Below are 17119 nucleotides of genomic sequence, written 5' to 3'. Positions count from 1 at the left end.
GTTACCACGTGGCGCACCGCTGTGGTACGCCGCTCACCAGCCCGTCCACAGGAGGTGGTTGATCAGCAGAGCCGGAACGGCCGACGCGACCAGCCAGTACCGCACCCTCCGGCGGGGGAGCAGCGCCGCAGCGGGCAGCAGCCACAGCAGGAACGGCTGCCAGATGCGTTCGGTCTCCGCCTTGCTCATGCCGGAGAGATCCGCGGCGAGCAGTGCCGCCAGCGCCGCCAGCACGAGCAACGCCAGTCGTCCTTCCGGGGAGGCTGTCGCGGGGCCGCTTCGCAGTGCCCGTACGGCACCGGGAGCGGCCACCGCGCTCCGGCGCAGCCCGGCGACGGCGGCGAGCCCGGCCGCGAGGGTCGCGCAGGCCAGGTTGGCCCAGACCCAGTAGCCGTACGGGCGGACACCGCCCGCGCCCTGGTAGTAGCGCTCGACCAGCAGGTGGTAGGCGGTCCACCAGTTGAACCCGGCGAACGTGAAGGCCACCGGGACCACCAGTGCGCCGAGCAGGAACAGCGGCACCGGGCGGGCGGTCCGGGTGAGCACCAGCACGGCCAGCAGCACAGCCGCCATCAGCCCCAGCCCGTAACTGAGGTAGCAGGTCCACCCGAACAGCAGACCCCCGCCGAGTGCCGCCACGGCCGGAAAGCGGACCCGGCCGGTGGCGGCCAGGGCGAGCAGCGCCACCGACCAGGCGGCGACCGCCGTGAAGTAGCCGTCGGCCGACACGCCCGCCCAGACGGCCGCCGGGGCGAGGACGAGGAAGGGCGCGGCGCGGCGGGCCAGGCGCTCGTCGGCCAGCACGCGCACGGTGATCAGGACGGCCAGCGCCGCCGAACTGCCCACCACGACACACCAGAGCGCCGCCCAGGCGCCGCCACCGAGACCGATGCGGTCCAGCCACACGAAGGTCAGCGTCGCGCCCGGCGGGTGCCCGGCGACATGGGCGGGCCAGTTGCCGGGCTCACCGATCACGATGTGGTTCGTGAAGTCGCGCAGGGTGGCGGGGATGTCCTCGAAGCGGTCGATGACCCGCAGATACTCGTGCTTCGTGGTGAGCCGCTTCGCGACGCCCCGGTGCCAGCCGTCGATCAGCGCCATCGAGAAGACCCAGGCCATCGACCCGCCCCAGGCCACCGCCAGCAGCCCGCGCCAGGGCAGCCGGGCGGCGAGCGGCGGGCCGTAGGAGACCACCAGGACCGCCATGATCAGGGCGGCCGGAGTGCCCGGACCCAGATGAGGGTCCCAGGAGGCCAGCAGCGGCGGCCACTGGGCGCGCAGACTCCCGTCCCGGTTCTGGATGACATGGCCGACGACCACCGCGGCCGCGATCAGCAGCACGCCCGCGGTGGCGGCGATCAGGTCCGACCGCCCCGCGCGCCGGGCGCGGTCGTGGTTGCGGTCCGGCGGTACGGGCGGGCCGTGCCCCGTGCCGCCGGCGGTGTCCGTGGGGGTGGCGTCCTCGGTCTTCACACTGGCACGCTATGCACACCGGGCGGCAATCGGGTGGTCCGGCAGGGCCGCGTCACCGAACCGTCAGATTCCTCCCGCCGGGATACCGGTTCCCCTCCTGGCCGCGGCCTCGGTCCTCGCTCCAGGCCGCGACGTCACATTTCCCCAGGTCTCCAGGGCCGCAACGTCACATTCCCCCAGGCATCCAGGCCCGCGACGCCAGAATTTCGTCAGGCATCCAGGCCGCGACGTCAGAATTTCGTCAGCAGCCACATCCGCCCGTCGACGGTGTTCCCCGCCTAGCGTCGGCCTCATGCCCGAACGCCGCCGGATGATCCGCTCCCTCCCCCGCCCCCTCCGTGCCCCGCGTACGCCCGCCGACCCGGGATTCTGGCGCAGCCCCGTGCGCGGGGTGCGCTTCACCGCCGTGCTCGGCGTCGTCCTGCTCGCCGGACTCACGCTGCTGTTCGTCACCGGTCTGCTCTCGTACGCCGCCTACAACCCGGACCTGAACCGGGTCAACGACAAGACCCCGGGCAAGGGGTGGCTCGGCTTCTACCTGTTCTCCTGGCCGACCGGCCCGCACTGGCTCTACCGGCTGACCCAGGGCCTGCACGTCACCGTCGGCATCGTGCTCGTGCCCGTCCTGCTCGCCAAGCTGTGGTCGGTGATTCCCCGGCTCTTCGCGCTGCCGCCCGCCCGTTCCGTGGGCCACGCCCTGGAACGGATCTCGCTGCTGCTGCTCGTGGGCGGAGCGCTGTTCGAATTCCTCACCGGGCTGCTCAACATCCAGCTGGACTACGTCTTCCCCGGGTCCTTCTATCCCCTGCACCTCTACGGGGCCTGGGTCTTCCTCGCCGGCTTCGTCACCCATGTGGCCCTCAAACTGCCCCAGGCCGTACGGGTGTTGCGCAACGGCATCCCGCGCGGCGAACCGGACACCCTCGCCGCCCCCGACCCGCTGCCGGCCACCCTGTCCCGGCGCGGCGCGCTGGCCATGGTGGGGGCCGGTTCGCTCCTTCTGCTGGTCACCTCGGCCGGTCGCAGCTCCGACGGGCCGCTGCGCAGCATCGCGCTCCTCACCCCGCGCGGCGGCACCGACCCGGGGCCGGGCCCGAACGCCTTCCAGATCAACAAGACCGCCGCCGCCATAGGGATCACGCCCGCGGACACCGGTGAGCGCTGGCGGCTGACGGTACGGGGGCCGGCCGGGGAGTTCCGCTTCTCCCGGGCCGAACTGCTGGCCATGGAACAGCACAGTGCGGCGCTCCCGATCGCCTGTGTGGAGGGCTGGTCGACCTCGGACCAGCTCTGGCGCGGGGTGCGGCTCTACGACCTGGCGGTGCTCGCCGGCTACCCGGACCGGCCGCCGGGCGTCTTCGTCGAGTCGCTCCAGCGCAGCGGCTCCTTCCGCAAGGCAGCGCTGCGCGACAACCAGGTCCGCGACGGCCGCTCGCTGCTCGCACTGGAGGTGAACGGCGCGCCGCTGTCACCCGACCACGGCTACCCGGCCCGGATCATCGTCCCCGCCGCGCCCGGGGTGCTGAACACCAAGTGGGTCCAGACCCTGACGTTCGGAGAGCTGTGATGTCCACCCGAGCCGTACCGCCCCTGTCCGCAGCACCCCGCCGCCCGCGTTTCTCGCCGCGCCGGCTCTACGGCGAGGGCCCGCTCCATCTGCTCCTGCTCGCCGCCACGTTCTGCCTGGCCGGCTACGCGGGCGTACGGCTGCTGGACGGGGACACCGTCGGCGTGCTGCTCTGGTTCGCGGGGTCGGCCGTTCTGCACGACCTGGTGCTGCTGCCGGTGTACGCCGGGGCCGACCGTGCGCTGTGCGCCGCGCTCGGCCCCCGGCGGGCCCTGGTGAACTTCGTGCGGGTGCCGGCGTTCCTCTCCGGGCTGCTCCTGCTGATCTGGTTCCCGCTGATCACCCGGCGGACCGAACGGCGGTACGAGGCCGCGGCCGGCACCAGCCCGGACGTCTACTTCGGCAACTGGCTGCTGATCACCGGCGCGCTGTTCGCGCTCTCCGCGCTCTGGCTGCTCGTCCGGGCGCTCCGCTCCCGTACGGGCCGGCGCAACGAGACGAAGGTCCGCCCCTGCGCACCCCACTGATCGGCCGTACGCCAGCCGCCCGCGCGGGCGTGCCGCAGCAGCGCCGGCGTCCCGATCCGCGCCCAGGGGAACAGCTCGGCGGCGCCGTCGTGCCCGGCTGCGTGGGCGGCCCTTCCGTCCGGTCCGCCCCGGCCGTCGTCGAGACGGACCCGGACCCGTTCGTCCACGTCGAGGGGGGCGGTCTCGGCGATCAGCAGCCCGCCGGCGCCGAGCAGACCGGCCGCCCGGTCCAGCAGGGCGGCCGGGTCGCCCCCGATGCCGATATTGCCGTCGAGGAGCAGGAGGGTGCCCCAACGGCCTTCCCCGGGCAGCGGTTCGAACACGCTGCGGAGCAGTGCCGCGCCGCCAAGACCGCGCGTACGGGCCACCGCCGCCTCGCTGACGTCGATGCCCAGCGCCCGGTGTCCGAGTGAGGCCAGCTCGGCGACCAGCCGCCCCGGCCCGCAGCCGATGTCCAGCACCGGCCCCTCGCACCGGTGCAGGGCGGACAGGTCGGCGGAGCCCGCCCCCGAGCACCAGCGCTCCACGTCCAGGGGCAGCAGCCAGCCGTCGCTGCGGCGCAGGAACAACGGACCCCGGCCGGTGCGCAGGGCGTTGGCGTACGGGTCGGCACCCCAGGGGGCGGCGTGGTTCACGCCCGACCGGGCCGGCGGGTCGGAGGCGTAGGCGCCGCCGGCGGTCGCCTCGTGCGTGTCGGGCACCTCGTACGTCTCATGTGCCCTGTGCGCCTCGTGCGCCCTGTGCGTGTCGGGGGCTTCGGCGGAGTCGGCGGGGGCCGGTGCGGTGAACCCGGACGAGGGCACGGTCGTACTCATCGCGCCCCCGCCCCGGTCAGCCGGCCGAGCGCTGCGGCGAACCGGCCGCCCGGCGCGGCCGACGCGACCCGGTGGGCGTCGGCCGCGGTGTCCACGTCGGTCAGGACCGGCAGATCGCGCACCACGAGCCCCGCCTCCACCAGCCTGCGCCGCTGCACCGCACCGGTCTCCGGGACGGACATCGGCACCCCGCGCAACAGGTCGGGATCGGGTTCCGCCAGGCCCAGGGCCCAGAAGCCGCCGTCCTCGGCCGGACCGAACCAGGCCCCGGTGCCCTCCCAGGCGTCCGGCCCGAGAGCGGGGGCGAGCAGCACGGCCGTGATCTGCGGCGTGTCCATGCCGACCAGGAGGGCCGGCCCCGTACACCCGCCGAAGGCCGCCGCGAGCCGCTCGTCGAGGCCGCCCGCGCTCTGCGGCACCACCTCGAACCCCGGCGGCAACCAGGGGCCCGGCCGCCCGTCGAGGACCAGGACGCGCCGCCGGGCGGGGAGGGCGAGCACGGCCTCCAGGGTGTCCGCGAGGGATGCGGCGGCCAGCTCGGCGGCCTCGGCGGGGGAAAAGGGCGGGCAGAGCCGGGTCTTGACCCGCCCGGCCACCGGTTCCTTCGCGATGACCAGCAACTCCGTGGGCCCGGGCGCGCTCGACGAACGAACCCTGTCTCCGGACATGCCCACCGGACGGTCCCTGCCCTCGGACGCGCTGGTCGAACGACCTCCGACTCCGGACGCGCTCATCGGGCAGTCCCTGTCTCCGCGCGTACGGCCCGGCCGGGCGCACGGTCCGCCGGTGGCTCCCGCAGGACGCCCCGCATGTCGCGCACCGCCTGCCAGGTCCCGCGCCAGGTGCCGGTCACCTTCGACCTGCCGGTGCGCGGCCGGTAGGGGACGTCGCTCTCGGTGACCCGCAGCCCGGCGTCGGAGGCCCGGACCACCATCTGGAGCGGATAGCCGCTGCGCCGGTCGGTGAGGTCCAGGGCGAGCAGGTCGCTGCGGCGGGCAGCCCGCAGCGGGCCGAGGTCGTGCAGGCGCAGGCCGGTGCGGCGGCGCAGCATCCGGGCCAGCGCCAGATTGCCCGCGCGGGCGTGCGGCGGCCAGGCGCCCCGGCCCTCGGGGCGGCGGCGGCCGAGCAGCAGATCGCACTCACCGTCCGCGATCCGCCGCACGAAGCCGGTCAGCAGCGCCGGGTCCAGCGAGCCGTCGCAGTCGCAGAAGCAGACGAACTCGGCCTCAGCGGCAAGCAGCCCGGCGTGACAGGCCGCGCCGAACCCCCGCCGTTCCTCCGTGACGACGCTCGCGCCGAGGGAGCGGGCGAGTTCGGCCGAACCGTCGGTCGAACCGTTGTCGACCACGATCGCGCGCCAGCCGTCGGGAATACGGTCGAGCACCCAGGGCAGTGCGGCCGCCTCGTCGAGACAGGGCAGAACGATGTCGGCCTTCGGGAGGCCGGTGTGCGGGGCGGGCGGGAACGGAACAGCGGCAGAAGAATCAGTCACCCGCCTCACTCTACGGAGACAACCCGGGCATTTCAGGCATCAGGTTCTTACGAATCATAGACATCGGGCGGATAAGGCTGACCGGCCCCCGACGCGCCGGGAGGCGGTTGCCACAACGGAGGCCATGAAGAACACCCCGCCCGCCCAGCACCCGCAGCCCACCCCTGAGACGACACGCGGCCGGGTCCTCGTCGCGGACAACGACCCAACCGTCACCGAGGTCGTCATCGGCTACCTGCACCACACCCACTACGCCATCGAGCAGGCCGGTGACAGACCCGCCGCACCACGACAGTTCGCAGACTGCCGACCCGACCTCATCACCCCGGACCTGACACTCCCCACCATCGACGGAATCAAGGTCCACCACCGGACGCACGCGTCCGGGCCGGTCCCCGTCATCATGCTCACCGCCCGCGGCGAAGAGGAGGACCGCATCCTCGGCCTGGAGACCGGCGCCGACGACTACGGCACCAAGCCGTTCAGCCCGCGCGAACTGGTCCTGCGGGTCGATTCCGTGCTGCGCCGCGCGCGGGCCGCCGCCCCGGCGGACGAGCCGGGCCCGCTGTCCGGTGCCGGGCTGAGCCTCGACCCGGCGGCCCGGCAGGCCTACCGCGACGGGCGCGGACTCGCCCTGACACTGCGGGAGTTCGACCTGCCCGCCTTTCTGCTCCGGCACCCCGGGAAGGCGTTCGGGCGGGAGGAGCTGATGCGGGGAGGTCTGGGGGTGGGACTTCGGTGATCTGTCCACGGTCACCGTTCATATCCGCAGGCTGCGCGGCGAGGTCGAGAAGGATCCGGCCAGCCCCCGGCTGATCCGCACCGTGTGGGGCGTGGGGTACCGCCTGGACCTGGAAGCGGGCGGACACGGAAGGGGGCCGCACCCAAGCGGGCCCCGACGGCCCGGAGACCAGCCCCGCTACCACCCCCGTCGAGCCGCCCGGGGGGCGGTCGCTGTAAACGACGTCCTGCTCATCGCGCTCTTCGCCTTTCTCGGAGCGGCGGCCGCCGGGCTCCTCTGAGCGGGCGTCCCGCGTCTCCTGCACCACCGTTCGCTGGTGGTCTCGCTGAGCATCGTCGCCGGGATGACCGTCACGGCGATGCCCGCCGGAACGCTGACGGTCGCCTACGCGATGCTCCTCTCGTCCCATGAGCTCCACGTCGTCACGACCGTCGCCGCCATGGCCGCCCCGGTCTCCCCGGCCACCGCCATCCTGCCGGGCCGCTGGGTGGCCGCCCAGAGCCGTGAACTGACCCTTGCCACACGGTCGTCCGGGGACGGCGCTACCGTCGCCGCGCCCGCCGGGCAGCCCACCGCCGAGCCGGCCGGGCTTGCCCGCGAACCGGCCGCCACCAGTGCCGAACCGGACAGCTCCCGGGTGCGCGAACGTGCTCTGGAGGCCGCGCGGCGCGCACTCGTCGCGTGGATCTCGCACGATCTGCGTACCCCGCCCGAAAGCCCCGCAGCCGACACGGCACACCACTCGGACGGGGGCGTCGTGCTGTCGGTGACCGACGGCTGCGGCGGCGTCCCGGAGGAGAACCTGCCACAGGTCTTCGACACCGGCCGGCGCGGCAGTCACGCCCGCACCCCGCCGGCCTGGGCAGGCCTCGGTCACACCATCGTGCGCAACATCGTCGAGGCACACGCCGTACGGGCCGGGGTGCGCAACGTACAGGGCGGCTGCCGCTTCTCGGTCACGCTCCCGACAGCGTGACGGCACCTTCCTCCCGGCGGCCCCCCGAACCGCGCAGCGGGGCCGCCGCGAAGTCCGCCATCCCCTCGGCGAAGGACACCCGGGGCCGCCAGCCCAGCTCCTCGCGCAGCGCCCGCGAGTCCGCCGTGACATGGCGTACGTCGCCGAGGCGGTACTCCCCGGTCACCACCGGGTCCGGCCCGCCGTGCGCGCCGGCCAGCGCGGCGGCCATCTCGCCGATGGTGTGCGGCTCGCCGCTGCCGGTGTTGTACGCGGCGAAGGACGCGGGCCGCCGCCCCTTCACCGCCGCCAGGGCCACCGCGTTCGCCGCCGCCACATCATGGACATGGACGAAGTCGCGCCGCTGGCCCCCGTCCTCGTAGACCCGGGGGGCCTCACCGCGGGCCAGGGCCGAGCGGAAGAACGAGGCGACACCGGCGTACGGGGTGTCGCGCGGCATCCCCGGCCCGTACACGTTGTGGTAGCGCAGGGACACCGCCCGGCCGCCCGTCGCCCGTGCCCAGGCGGCGGCCAGATGTTCCTGCGCCAGCTTGGTCGACGCGTACACATTGCGCGGGTCCACGGGCGCGTCCTCGGCCACCAGGCCCGGTGAAAGCACCGCTGCGCAGTCCGGACAGCGCGGCTCGAACCTCCCCGCCCGCAGATCGGCCTCCGCGCGCGGTCCGGGGCGGACCGTGCCGTGGCGCGGGCAGTCGTAGCGGCCCTCGCCGTAGACCACCATCGACCCGGCCAGCACCAGGTCGCGCACCCCGGCCGCGGCCATCTCCGCCAGCAGCACCGCCGTACCGAGGTCGTTGCACCCGACGTACAGCGGGGCGTCCGCGAAGTCCTTCCCGAGCCCGACCATGGCCGCCTGATGGCACACCGCGTCCACCCCCGCCAGCGCGTCCGCCACCGCCTCCCGGTCCCGGACGTCCCCGACGACCACCCGCTCGCCCGGCAGCTGCGGGGGCGTGCCGCCGGGGTGGGCCGAGGGCAGCAGGGCGTCCAGCACCACACTCTCGTGCCCGGCCGCGCCGAGGGCGGTGACGACATGTGACCCGATGAACCCGGCTCCGCCGGTGACCAGTACGCGCATGACCGCCACGCTAGGGCCCCGCGATCCCCCGGGCCGGGCACGGCACGCACACGTCACGGGTCCGTAAGGACGTGCGCGACGGGCCGGTCAGCGCAAATGCCAACCGGGGGCCGCGTCGAGCCGCACGAAGAGGAGGTACATGGTGGGCGGCGCGTCCCTCAGGTTCGTCAAGCGTCGGTGAGCAGGGGGTCATACGGGGTGTTCGTGCGTCGGCCTGACATGAAGGAGAGGAAGTCGCCCACGAAGGCGCTGCGGCCGTAGGTGGCGTCGGTGGTGGTGAGGTCGCGGTGGAAGGCGGTGCGGAAGAGCGTCCGGTGTTCGTCCGCGTCGATGGTGCCGCTGCCGTCCTTGTCGGTGACGTCGAAGAGGACCTCGGCGACGCGGATGAGCGCGGGCCCGGCGAGGGAGGGGACCGCGGAGGCGTACTCGTCGGCGCTGACGCGGCCGTCGCCGTCGGTGTCGAGGGCGGCCTGGAGCTCGCGCCACCAGGCGGCGAAGGCGTCGTAGAGCCGAGTTTCCTCAGGTTCGTCCAGGTCGAGGCGGGTGGCCAGTTCGCGTGCCATGGCGGCTAGGTCGGGCCAGTCGAGGTGGCCGTCGCCTGTCTGGTCCAGTACCTGGCGGAAGAACTCCTCTGCCGAGCGCCGGCCCTCTGCCGTGGCCGTCGACGGGGCCGGGACGGGGCCGGGTCCGGTGTCGCCGCCCAGTGGGGTGAGGAGGCGGAGCAGGGCCGAGGCCCGCTTCATGCGGGTGCGCAGCGCGGCCACGGTCCGGGCGCGGGGGTCGTCGCTTTCGGGGGAGAGGGAGAGGGTCTCGATGATGGTTTCGGCGTTGATCCAGCCCTCGGGCAGGAAACGGGTGAGCCCGGCGGTGAGGTAGGCGCCCTGCATGAGGGTCGAGGTGCCGGGCATCTCGGGCAGGCCGGCCTTGCGCCGGTAGGGCTCGGGGAGCGAGGCGACGGTGATCGCGCCGAGGAGCGGACCGACGACAGCCCGGCCGGCCGCCCACAGGGTCGGCATGCCGTCGAGCAGTGCCGGGGCGGGCAGGTGGTCGAAGAGCCTGTAGAGGATGACGCGGGCTGCCTCGGTGTTCTCCAGCTCGTCCTCGACGACCCGGTCGTAGTACCGCCAGAAGTCGTTCAGCTCCTCCGGTAGCGCCCCGGCGTCGCCGTCGAGCGCGGCGAGGAACGCACGGTACTCGGCGTACATGCGCTCCATCGTGTCCTGGTCGAGCGGCTGGCCGCTGAGTCGGCACATGGTGACGGCGCTCTCGAAGAGGGTGGCGACCACCCACGCACGGGCCGCACGGTCCATCGCGTCGTAGGCGCGGCCGCGGGGGTCGGAGCCGCTCATGCGGGCGTGCAGCCTGTTGAGCCGGGCGGCCTCGCGTTCGCGTACTGCCGGGTCGGCGTCGAACATGCGCAGCATGCTGAGGAAGGTGTTGCGCAGTCGGCGCCAGGGGTGGGTGATGAAGGTGGAGTTGTCGGCGAGGGCGGCGCCGATCTGCGGGTGGGCGGCCTCCAGCACGGTGGCGCGGATCATGGCCAGTGCCCAGCGCGGGTCGTCGAAGAAGGCACGGAACTGCGACTCCGGCCCGAACAAGGGTGTTTCTCCGGTTGTTGTGGTGGTTCCGGTCGTCATGACGGGTGTCCGTTCGTCTGGGGCGGCACGCCGCCGAAGCGGCGTTCACGGCGCCGGTAGGTGTGCAAGCAGGCAAGGAAGTCCGCCGCCCGGAAGTCGGGCCAGAGGGCTTGAGGGAAGACCCACTCGGCGTAGGCGACCTGCCAGAGCATGAAGTTGGAAATGCGCTGCTCGCCGGAGGTGCGGATGGCCAGGTCCACGTCGGGGGTGTCGGGAAATGGCAGGTGGTCCGCGAAGAGCCGCTCGCTCACCTCGTCGGCCGGCGTCCCGCTGCGAATCAGCGACCGGGCGGCCTCCACGATGTCCCGGCGTCCCCCGTGGTCGAAGGCGACGGTCAGCGTCATCCCCCGGCTGTCGGCGGTAAGCGTCGCCAGATCCTCGAAGTCCTGCGCGAGCTCAGGGGGGATGCGCGGGTCCGCAGCTCCCAGGAAGCGGCAGCGGATACCGCGGGCGAGCAGCAGTGGCGCGTGCTTGCGCACAACCCGACGCACCAGGCGCATCAGGTAGTCCACCTCGGAATCAGGACGGCTCCAGTTCTCGGTGGAGAAGGCGTACAGGCTGAGCCACTGCACGCCGGAGGCCCGGGCCGCCTCGATGATGTCGATGACGGTGGTCTCCGCAGCCCGATGGCCCGCCGTCCGGGGAAGCGAACGCGACTGTGCCCAGCGGCCATTGCCGTCCATCACGCAGGCCACGTGCCGCGGCACCGCACGTACCGGCCCGTCGGCTCGCCACAGCTCGTCGCTGTCCTGTCGCCCACTCACCCGGTCCCCCGTCACGGCGCATGCGCGGTGGATGCTGTGGCTCGTCACGCCCAGCTCCGTCTCGCCCTGAGCAGCACGGTCGTACCGTGCTCGGTCACACCCACTGTGAATCGCCCCCTGCACACGCCCCACCGGCGCGTCCCTCTCCAGGAGTCTGGCGGAATGGAAGGGGCCTGATCGATTGAACTGGGGCGCGTCACCCTTGGCTCATCTGCACGATTCTCTTTGGCATCGGCGCACTGGACGGGCTATGGGCAGCGCCGGTTCTTCCTACTCGGCCATTTCCAGATGTCCGGACCCGAACCCTGCCGCCCTCGCCTGGTGACACGCTTGTGGTTGACCGACTCACCTCTCGGGAATCCCGTATATCCGACATCAGAGGTTAAGGCCCGCTTGACGCGCACGGTCCACCTCGGCCATCCCATCGCCTCTCGTGCCTGCCCCCAGGAAGCTCCGCCGTGCGCCCGGGCACCAGGCTTCGGCGGCGTGGACCTCCCGATCGGAGAGCACCGCGTACCCTGCGGCTTCCAGGGTGATCCCGACGTCGGCGACGGCCAGGCGGTGCAATTGGCCTCGGCCATCAGCCGCACCCGCCGTGCAGCCTCGATCCGTCCATCCCAGCATGCGTACGCGGCCTGGTGAAGCGTCAACGTGCTGTACCGGGTGGCCAGTCTCAGCAGGTGCTCGTCCTCCTCGGTCCGCTGCCAGCCGTCGCCCCGGATCTCACCCGTGGCGTGCTTCCGCCGGCGGCGCTCCGCCCGTTCTTGATACACCCCCGGCAACCTGCCCCCATCTCCACTGCCTTGCCCTCTCCCTGTAGTTGGAGCGCCGCCACGCGAGTGCGGACGGCATGGGAGGGAGCGTGACCTGCGAAGCGGACACCGGCGGCGCAGTACGTCATGCACCGCCTGGCGGAGCACCGAGCGGCGGAACGCCCGGTGGAGCCGATGGGCAGTGAGCCGTTCAGGACTGTGGACCCAACCGCGCCAACTTGTCTCCGCCTGAGCCTGCCCAAACAGCGCTGGGCCCGCGATCAGGCCGAACTCGCCGCCGAGACCCGCCGCTCCTCCCGCCGACGCCAGCGTCAGCCGCACATCGTCCGCGGCTACTTCGGAGGCCCGCACGTCCGTTACGCCCTGGACGAGAACCCCCATAGGTTTCTGACTCAATAGACGGCTGCCTCACCGAGACCGGCGTGACCATCAGACCCGCCCGATCAGCAGCACGACATTCCGAGTTCGACTCGGTAATGGCCCCGTTCGGGACGAACTGTGGGGCTTCTCGCCCCACAGGTATCGCACCGGCACCGGAGGGGAAGGCCAGGTAGGCGGTCGCACGAAGCTCGCGGTTGGGCTTGCAGAGCGGACCGTCGGCTGTCGGTTGTAGCTATGCCGAGAACAAGGGGATCGCAGGGCCGGCATTGCTGCGTCGGCCCGCCATCAGGCAGGGCTGACCAGCGCCACGAGGTGCTGCCGGGAAGCGTGCCGCAGTCCACGATCACGTTCACCGTCTTTCTCAGAGGTGTGCCGGGGGTATCTCAATGAGTCCCTGACCGCGTATGGCAAGGTATGCCGACGACTCACGCCGGCCGGGCTCCGCGCGGGACTCCGCCCCGGCTGTTCTCCGGGCACCGGGACCCTGCGGCGCAAGGGGAGCCGGACAGCCGCAAGCCATACGGGACAGTTCCGTACGGTTCACGCCCGACCTATCAGGAGTACGCACGTGAACGGCAAGCGCCGCCGACTTCTTCTGGCCGCCATCGACCCCATGATCGAGCCCGGGGAGCAGGTTGAGGTGACGACCATCGTGAACCTGAGTTCCGTCACCGTGCGCCGGACGGCAGCGTTCGCGGCAGCCTCGGCCATCCTGAGCGGCGGTGGAATGGCCGTGATCCCGGCGCCGACCCCCATGTACCTGGCGATGACCGACCGCCGCATCTTCATCTTCCGGGCGAACCCGACGTTTGCCCGGCCCGAAGAACACCTGATGACGATCCCGCGCGCCGGTCTCGTCCGCTCGGAGATCAAGGAGCGGGTGCTCAACTCATCCTTCATCATCTCCTCGGCGGACAGCGAGCAAGGACTGAAGATCATCTTCCCGCTGGTCGGCCGCAAGGAGCGGAACGTGATAGCGGCCGCCTTGCCCCTGGCCGACTGACTGCCCGGGACAGGGCGGGAGCGGAGTGACTGCCAGGACCATGTGGACAGGACCGCTCGCCACCGCACCCTTCCATGTCCGGGCAGGGGCCGCTGCGACGGGCTCGATTGAGGTCAGTGCCATGGGCTCAATACCCATTCCCCCACCGCGGAAGTGTCACAGGACAGCACAGCCTCGGTGGTCCGTGGGGGGGCATGCCTGGGTGCGAACGACGGAACGCGACGCCAGATGATCAAGGTTACTGACACCGAAGATCGACCTGGAGCCGCGTCCGCGTGCCATCTTCTCTGACCGCCTTCCTCACGCGCCACCGCGAGGACGCTGCCGCACCCTGCCCGCCCACGAACCCCGGTGAACTGGCCACGCCGACGGCCTCTGCACGGGCTGACCATGGGACGCACCACATACGCGCCCGGGACTGCAAACACGGTCCCGGGTGCGTCGTACATGAACGTGCGCCGGGCACACCCATCGGCTTGTGACCTGCGCCGGAGCGGCATCGCCTCGCCCCTCCCGCCACCTCCATCGCTCCGATCGGCTGTTGGAAGCCCTATCCCAACCAAACGTGATCCGTTGATTTCTGCTGGTCAGGCATGGTGTGGCTCGGAATGAGAGTGACCTCCGGCGTCCTGTTTCCGCTCCGCGAGCGAGGGGTGCGCGATGGCGTCGGTGCTGGGAATGCTAGAGGAGGGGGAGACAGCGGCCCGTGTGCGGGTGGTAGGGCGACGGGAGGAAGTCACCCGGTTGGCTGAGGTGTTGGAGGCCGCCGAGATCGAGCTGGACTGGCGGGTGACCGCGCGGGAGGAACTGGTCGAGGCCCTGGCAGCCTCGGCTGCCGAGACCACCGCCGGGACCGAGGTCGAGGAGAATGCGGTGCTGTCGCTCGCGCCCGTGCCGGGATCGACAGTGCCGCCCTGGCGGGAAGGGCTGCCGGTGACGGTTTCGGCACCGGACTATCAGCGCATTCTGGGTGTGCTGGAACGGCAGCGATCCACGGGTCACGGACCGCTTCGGGCCAAGGAGATCGCGGTGGAGCTGGGCCTTGACGCGACGCCCGCGAAGGTCGAGGGGCTGCGGTCGAAGGCCTCGCGCCTGGCGGAGCGCGGGTGGCTCCTCCTGGAGGCGTCGGGGGCGTTCGGTGCCGTCCGGCGGGCCATGGCCGCCCGAGACGCCGGTTCATCCGCGTGGCCATCGACCACCGGATCATCGCCTCGCTGGTGGCGGGCAGGGTCTCGTAGGTCCGGGCCAGACGGCGGGAGTTCATCAACCACGCGAACGTGCGCTCTGTCACCCACCGTCTCGGCAGCACCACGAACCCAGCCGTGTCGTCGGTGCGCTTGACGATCTCCAAGGTCAGGGCGAGTTTGTCCCGGCACCAGCCGAGGAGAGAGCCGGTGCAGCCGCTGTCGGCCCACACGAGGGTGATGTCGCGGTGCAGATGGCGAAGCCGCATCAGCAGGCCCGCCGCGGCGTCCCGGTCACCGATGTTCGCAGCCGTGACCGCGACGGCCAGGAGCAGGCACACTTGGCCGGCGATCCGGGCGAAGGTGACTGGTCTTGCCGTCGGCGTCCTGGCATTGGCTGCCTTGGCGGTGGCCGAAGTGCGCTACGCCGCGGCGCCGCTCGTGCCGCCGCACTTGGTGCGTATGCGGCCCATCTGGGCGGGCAATGCGGTGATGCTGCTGGCCGTGGCCTGCTTCATCCCCATGTGGTACTTCCTCTCCCTCTACATGCCAGACGAGCTGCACTACGGGGCGCCGGCCACCGGCGTCGCCTTCCTGCCCCACACCTTGGTGGGCATCGCCGGCGCCCGCCTCGCCCCCGCCGTGATGCGCCGCACCGGGCCCCGGGCTCTGATCGTGCTGGCCGAGCTGCCCTCCGCGTCGGGGTTCGTGTGGCAGATCCAGACGCCGCCGTGAAGGTCGGAGTGGAGCTGGGCTAGGCCGCGGACTCCGAGCTCGCGCAGCAGGGCGTCGACTGTGAGCACCTGGACGTCGATGCCGGTGTGGTCTCCAGGGGCGACCTGGAGCTCTCCCATCTGATGACTCCCGCAAGGTCAAGCACTCGTTCATCGACACCCCGGATGGATGGACCTTCCCGAGGACGAGATGTGCTCGAAGGAGCAGGGCAGATCAGTGCCGACACGTTCCGACCACCAGGGTGCCCGTAGGCCGAGGTCCTGCGCGTCTCCGTTCCTGCGCCCTACTCCGGTGAAGGATCGGGGTAAGTGCCGAAGGTCCACAGGTTGCCCTCCGGGTCCCGCACCGTGCACACGTACGCCGCCGCACCCGACCCGAACCGGGTCTCATGCGGCGCTTCGACGACCTCGCCGCCGACGCCGACCACCCGCCGGTACACCGCGTCCACGTCATCGCTCACCACGTAGACCGCGCTGGTTCCCGCCCGCATCCGCCCGTGCACGCTGTCCGTGTGCCGGGTCGAACCGAACACCAACGCACCACCGCCAGTCCAGCGCAGCTCCGCGTGCCCGATTCCGCCGTACTCGTCCGGCACGGCGACCACCTGCTCGAACCCCAGCACATCGACCAGGAAGCGCAGCGCCGCCTTCGTGTCGTCGTAGTGCAGGACCGGCCATACAGAGGACAGGGAGGCATCGCGCGACATGCCGCTCATCGTAGACGTCTGGCTAACCTCGCTGTTTCAGTTGAGGCTGTTGGGTGGCTGAGCAGGGTTGCTTGGTGGGGTTTCGGTCGGTGGGCATGGCGGAGCCCCGGCGCGGTGGTCAGTTTCGGGACTGCTGCACGGATAGGTGAGACCTGACCTGGCTTGCTGAGAGGCGGCCTGGAGGATGTCGCAGTGCCCAAGCCGTATCCGAGGGAGTTCCGCGAGGACGTCGTGCGGGTCGCGCGTAACCGTGAGCCCGGCGTCACGCTGGAACAGATCGCCGCCGTTTTCGGCGTCCACCCGATCACGCTGCCGAAGTGGCTGTGCCGCGCCGACACCGACGAGGGCGCCAGGCCGGCAGCGGCGTCGGGTGAGTCGGCCGAGCTGGCCGAGGCCCGCAAGCCCGTCCGGCTGCTGGAGCAGGAGAACGAAGTCCTCAGGAGCGCTGCGGGGTATCTGTCACAGGCGAACCCGCCGACAGAATGACGAAGCGGTGCGTCGCCGGTGAGGCGATGGCCGAGCGGACCGCCTGGCGGATCTGCCGGGACAACCGCTGGTGGAGCGCGTTCGGCAAGCGCGAAGGCCGTGGGAAGAACGCCAAGGCCGGGCCGCCTGTCCATGACGACCAGGTGAGGCGGGACTTCGCCGCATCCGGGCCGAACCGGCTGTGGCTGACCGACATCACCGAGGACGCAACCGGCGAGGGCGAGCTGTATCTGTGCGCGGTCAAGGACATGTACTCCGGACGCATCGTGGGCTATTGCATCGACGCCCGGATGAACTCGCCCAGTTCCGCTCACCGAAGTTCGTGTCCGTTCTCGCACGTCACGACCTGGTCGGCTCCATGGGCCGGGTCGGTGCGGCCGGAGACAACGCCGGCATGGAGAGCTTCTTCGAGCTGCTGCAGAGGAACGTCCTCGACCGCCGCACCTGGGCCACCCGCCAGGAACTGCGGATCGCGATCGTCACCTGGATCGAGCACACCCACCACCGACGCCGACGTCAGAGACGCCTGGCCGAATTGACCCCAGTCGAGTACGAGACCATCATGACCCCACCCGCAGCTCTGGCTGCATAAACCCCACCGTCACCCGATCATGCAGCAGTCCCGTCTGGCGCGCCCCTCAGAAGTGACACCACCACTGGGCGGTGCGCATCGTGCAGGCGCGGGTCGCAATTCTGGCGTGCGTTGTGCCCTTGGCGTACTCGTGCTGGTCATGGGCGGCAGTCTGAGGCATGGATCGTCTGGCAGGTGCGGGTTCTGCG

At 71.7% G+C, this 17119-nt stretch carries 12 protein-coding genes and 3 pseudogenes; 6 read left to right on the top strand and 9 right to left on the bottom strand.

The window, feature by feature from the left end:
• Nucleotides 1-33: 33 nt before the first annotated feature.
• Nucleotides 34-1473 (bottom strand): hypothetical protein, encoded by a 1440-nt coding sequence (locus CIB93_RS07340; RefSeq protein ID WP_096625245.1) that lies wholly within the window; start codon nt 1471-1473, stop codon nt 34-36.
• A gap of 292 nt (nt 1474-1765) precedes the next feature.
• On the opposite strand from CIB93_RS07340, the gene CIB93_RS07335 reads away from it, so the two are divergent.
• Nucleotides 1766-3040 (top strand): molybdopterin-dependent oxidoreductase, encoded by a 1275-nt coding sequence (locus CIB93_RS07335; protein WP_096625243.1) that lies wholly within the window; start codon nt 1766-1768, stop codon nt 3038-3040.
• Between the two features lie 394 nt (nt 3041-3434).
• Here CIB93_RS07335 and CIB93_RS07325 read toward each other — a convergent pair whose 3' ends face one another.
• From CIB93_RS07325 to CIB93_RS07315, 3 genes are all read right to left on the bottom strand, one after another.
• Entirely contained in the window at nt 3435-4382 is a 948-nt protein-coding gene (locus tag CIB93_RS07325; RefSeq protein WP_179500012.1) for a class I SAM-dependent methyltransferase, read from the bottom strand.
• On the bottom strand, nt 4379-5050 hold the full coding sequence (locus tag CIB93_RS07320) for a DUF2064 domain-containing protein (protein WP_096625303.1): 672 nt from the start codon (nt 5048-5050) through the stop codon (nt 4379-4381). The genes CIB93_RS07325 and CIB93_RS07320 overlap by 4 nt, the downstream gene beginning before the upstream one ends.
• A gap of 62 nt (nt 5051-5112) precedes the next feature.
• Nucleotides 5113-5874 carry a glycosyltransferase family 2 protein gene (locus CIB93_RS07315; protein WP_096625241.1) on the bottom strand — a complete coding sequence of 254 codons (762 nt, stop codon included), beginning with the start codon at nt 5872-5874 and terminating at the stop codon, nt 5113-5115.
• A gap of 124 nt (nt 5875-5998) precedes the next feature.
• Here CIB93_RS07315 and CIB93_RS07310 point away from each other — a divergent pair.
• Together CIB93_RS07310 and CIB93_RS07305 are read left to right on the top strand one after the other, a co-directional pair.
• Nucleotides 5999-6737 (top strand): annotated as a pseudogene (locus tag CIB93_RS07310) (winged helix-turn-helix domain-containing protein); the annotation flags it as partial.
• A 105-nt stretch (nt 6738-6842) separates the two neighbouring features.
• Nucleotides 6843-7592: pseudogene (locus CIB93_RS07305) on the top strand (ATP-binding protein).
• Here CIB93_RS07305 and CIB93_RS07300 read toward each other — a convergent pair.
• The 3 genes from CIB93_RS07300 to uppS form a co-directional block, all read right to left on the bottom strand.
• Nucleotides 7573-8670, bottom strand: a complete 1098-nt coding sequence (locus CIB93_RS07300) for an NAD(P)-dependent oxidoreductase (protein WP_096625237.1) — start codon at nt 8668-8670, stop codon at nt 7573-7575. The pseudogene CIB93_RS07305 and the gene CIB93_RS07300 overlap by 20 nt on opposite strands.
• Nucleotides 8671-8837: 167 nt before the next feature.
• Entirely contained in the window at nt 8838-10307 is a 1470-nt protein-coding gene (locus CIB93_RS07295; protein WP_096625235.1) for an oxygenase MpaB family protein, read from the bottom strand.
• The gene (uppS, locus tag CIB93_RS07290) at nt 10304-11044 is read right to left on the bottom strand and encodes a polyprenyl diphosphate synthase (protein ID WP_096625301.1); all 741 of its coding nucleotides are present in this window, start codon (nt 11042-11044) and stop codon (nt 10304-10306) included. Before uppS ends, CIB93_RS07295 begins: the two co-directional genes overlap by 4 nt.
• A gap of 1749 nt (nt 11045-12793) precedes the next feature.
• Here uppS and CIB93_RS07275 point away from each other — a divergent pair.
• On the top strand, nt 12794-13228 hold the full coding sequence (locus tag CIB93_RS07275; RefSeq protein ID WP_096625231.1) for a hypothetical protein: 435 nt from the start codon (nt 12794-12796) through the stop codon (nt 13226-13228).
• Between the two features lie 736 nt (nt 13229-13964).
• Here the strand turns inward: CIB93_RS07275 and CIB93_RS38715 are convergent.
• Nucleotides 13965-14753, bottom strand: a complete 789-nt coding sequence (locus CIB93_RS38715) for a transposase (protein WP_257002076.1) — start codon at nt 14751-14753, stop codon at nt 13965-13967.
• Here CIB93_RS38715 and CIB93_RS38710 point away from each other — a divergent pair.
• Nucleotides 14725-15147, top strand: coding sequence for a hypothetical protein (locus tag CIB93_RS38710; protein ID WP_257002086.1), 423 nt, complete (start codon nt 14725-14727; stop codon nt 15145-15147). The genes CIB93_RS38715 and CIB93_RS38710 overlap by 29 nt on opposite strands.
• Nucleotides 15148-15430: 283 nt before the next feature.
• Here the strand turns inward: CIB93_RS38710 and CIB93_RS07255 are convergent, their stop codons facing one another.
• Nucleotides 15431-15853: a VOC family protein gene (locus CIB93_RS07255; protein WP_096625227.1), complete on the bottom strand. Its 423-nt coding sequence runs from the start codon at nt 15851-15853 to the stop codon at nt 15431-15433.
• A gap of 192 nt (nt 15854-16045) precedes the next feature.
• Between CIB93_RS07255 and CIB93_RS07250 the strand changes: the two are divergent.
• Nucleotides 16046-16931, top strand: a pseudogene (locus tag CIB93_RS07250) (DDE-type integrase/transposase/recombinase).
• Nucleotides 16932-17119 lie beyond the last annotated feature (188 nt).

The organism is Streptomyces sp. WZ.A104, assembly GCF_002382885.1.
In the GTDB taxonomy this organism is placed as follows: domain Bacteria; phylum Actinomycetota; class Actinomycetes; order Streptomycetales; family Streptomycetaceae; genus Streptomyces.
This window is presented reverse-complemented; position numbering and strand designations above follow the sequence as displayed.

Excerpts from the sequence above, each read along its gene's own strand:
- CIB93_RS07325 (WP_179500012.1), bottom strand. The coding sequence starts at position 4,382 with ATGAGTACGACCGTGCCCTCGTCCGGGTTCACCGCACCGGCCCCCGCC.
- CIB93_RS07300 (WP_096625237.1), bottom strand. The coding sequence starts at position 8,670 with ATGCGCGTACTGGTCACCGGCGGAGCCGGGTTCATCGGGTCACATGTC.
- CIB93_RS07335 (WP_096625243.1), top strand. The coding sequence starts at position 1,766 with ATGCCCGAACGCCGCCGGATGATCCGCTCCCTCCCCCGCCCCCTCCGT.
- CIB93_RS07320 (WP_096625303.1), bottom strand. The coding sequence starts at position 5,050 with ATGTCCGGAGACAGGGTTCGTTCGTCGAGCGCGCCCGGGCCCACGGAG.
- CIB93_RS07255 (WP_096625227.1), bottom strand. The coding sequence starts at position 15,853 with ATGTCGCGCGATGCCTCCCTGTCCTCTGTATGGCCGGTCCTGCACTAC.
- CIB93_RS07295 (WP_096625235.1), bottom strand. The coding sequence starts at position 10,307 with ATGACGACCGGAACCACCACAACAACCGGAGAAACACCCTTGTTCGGG.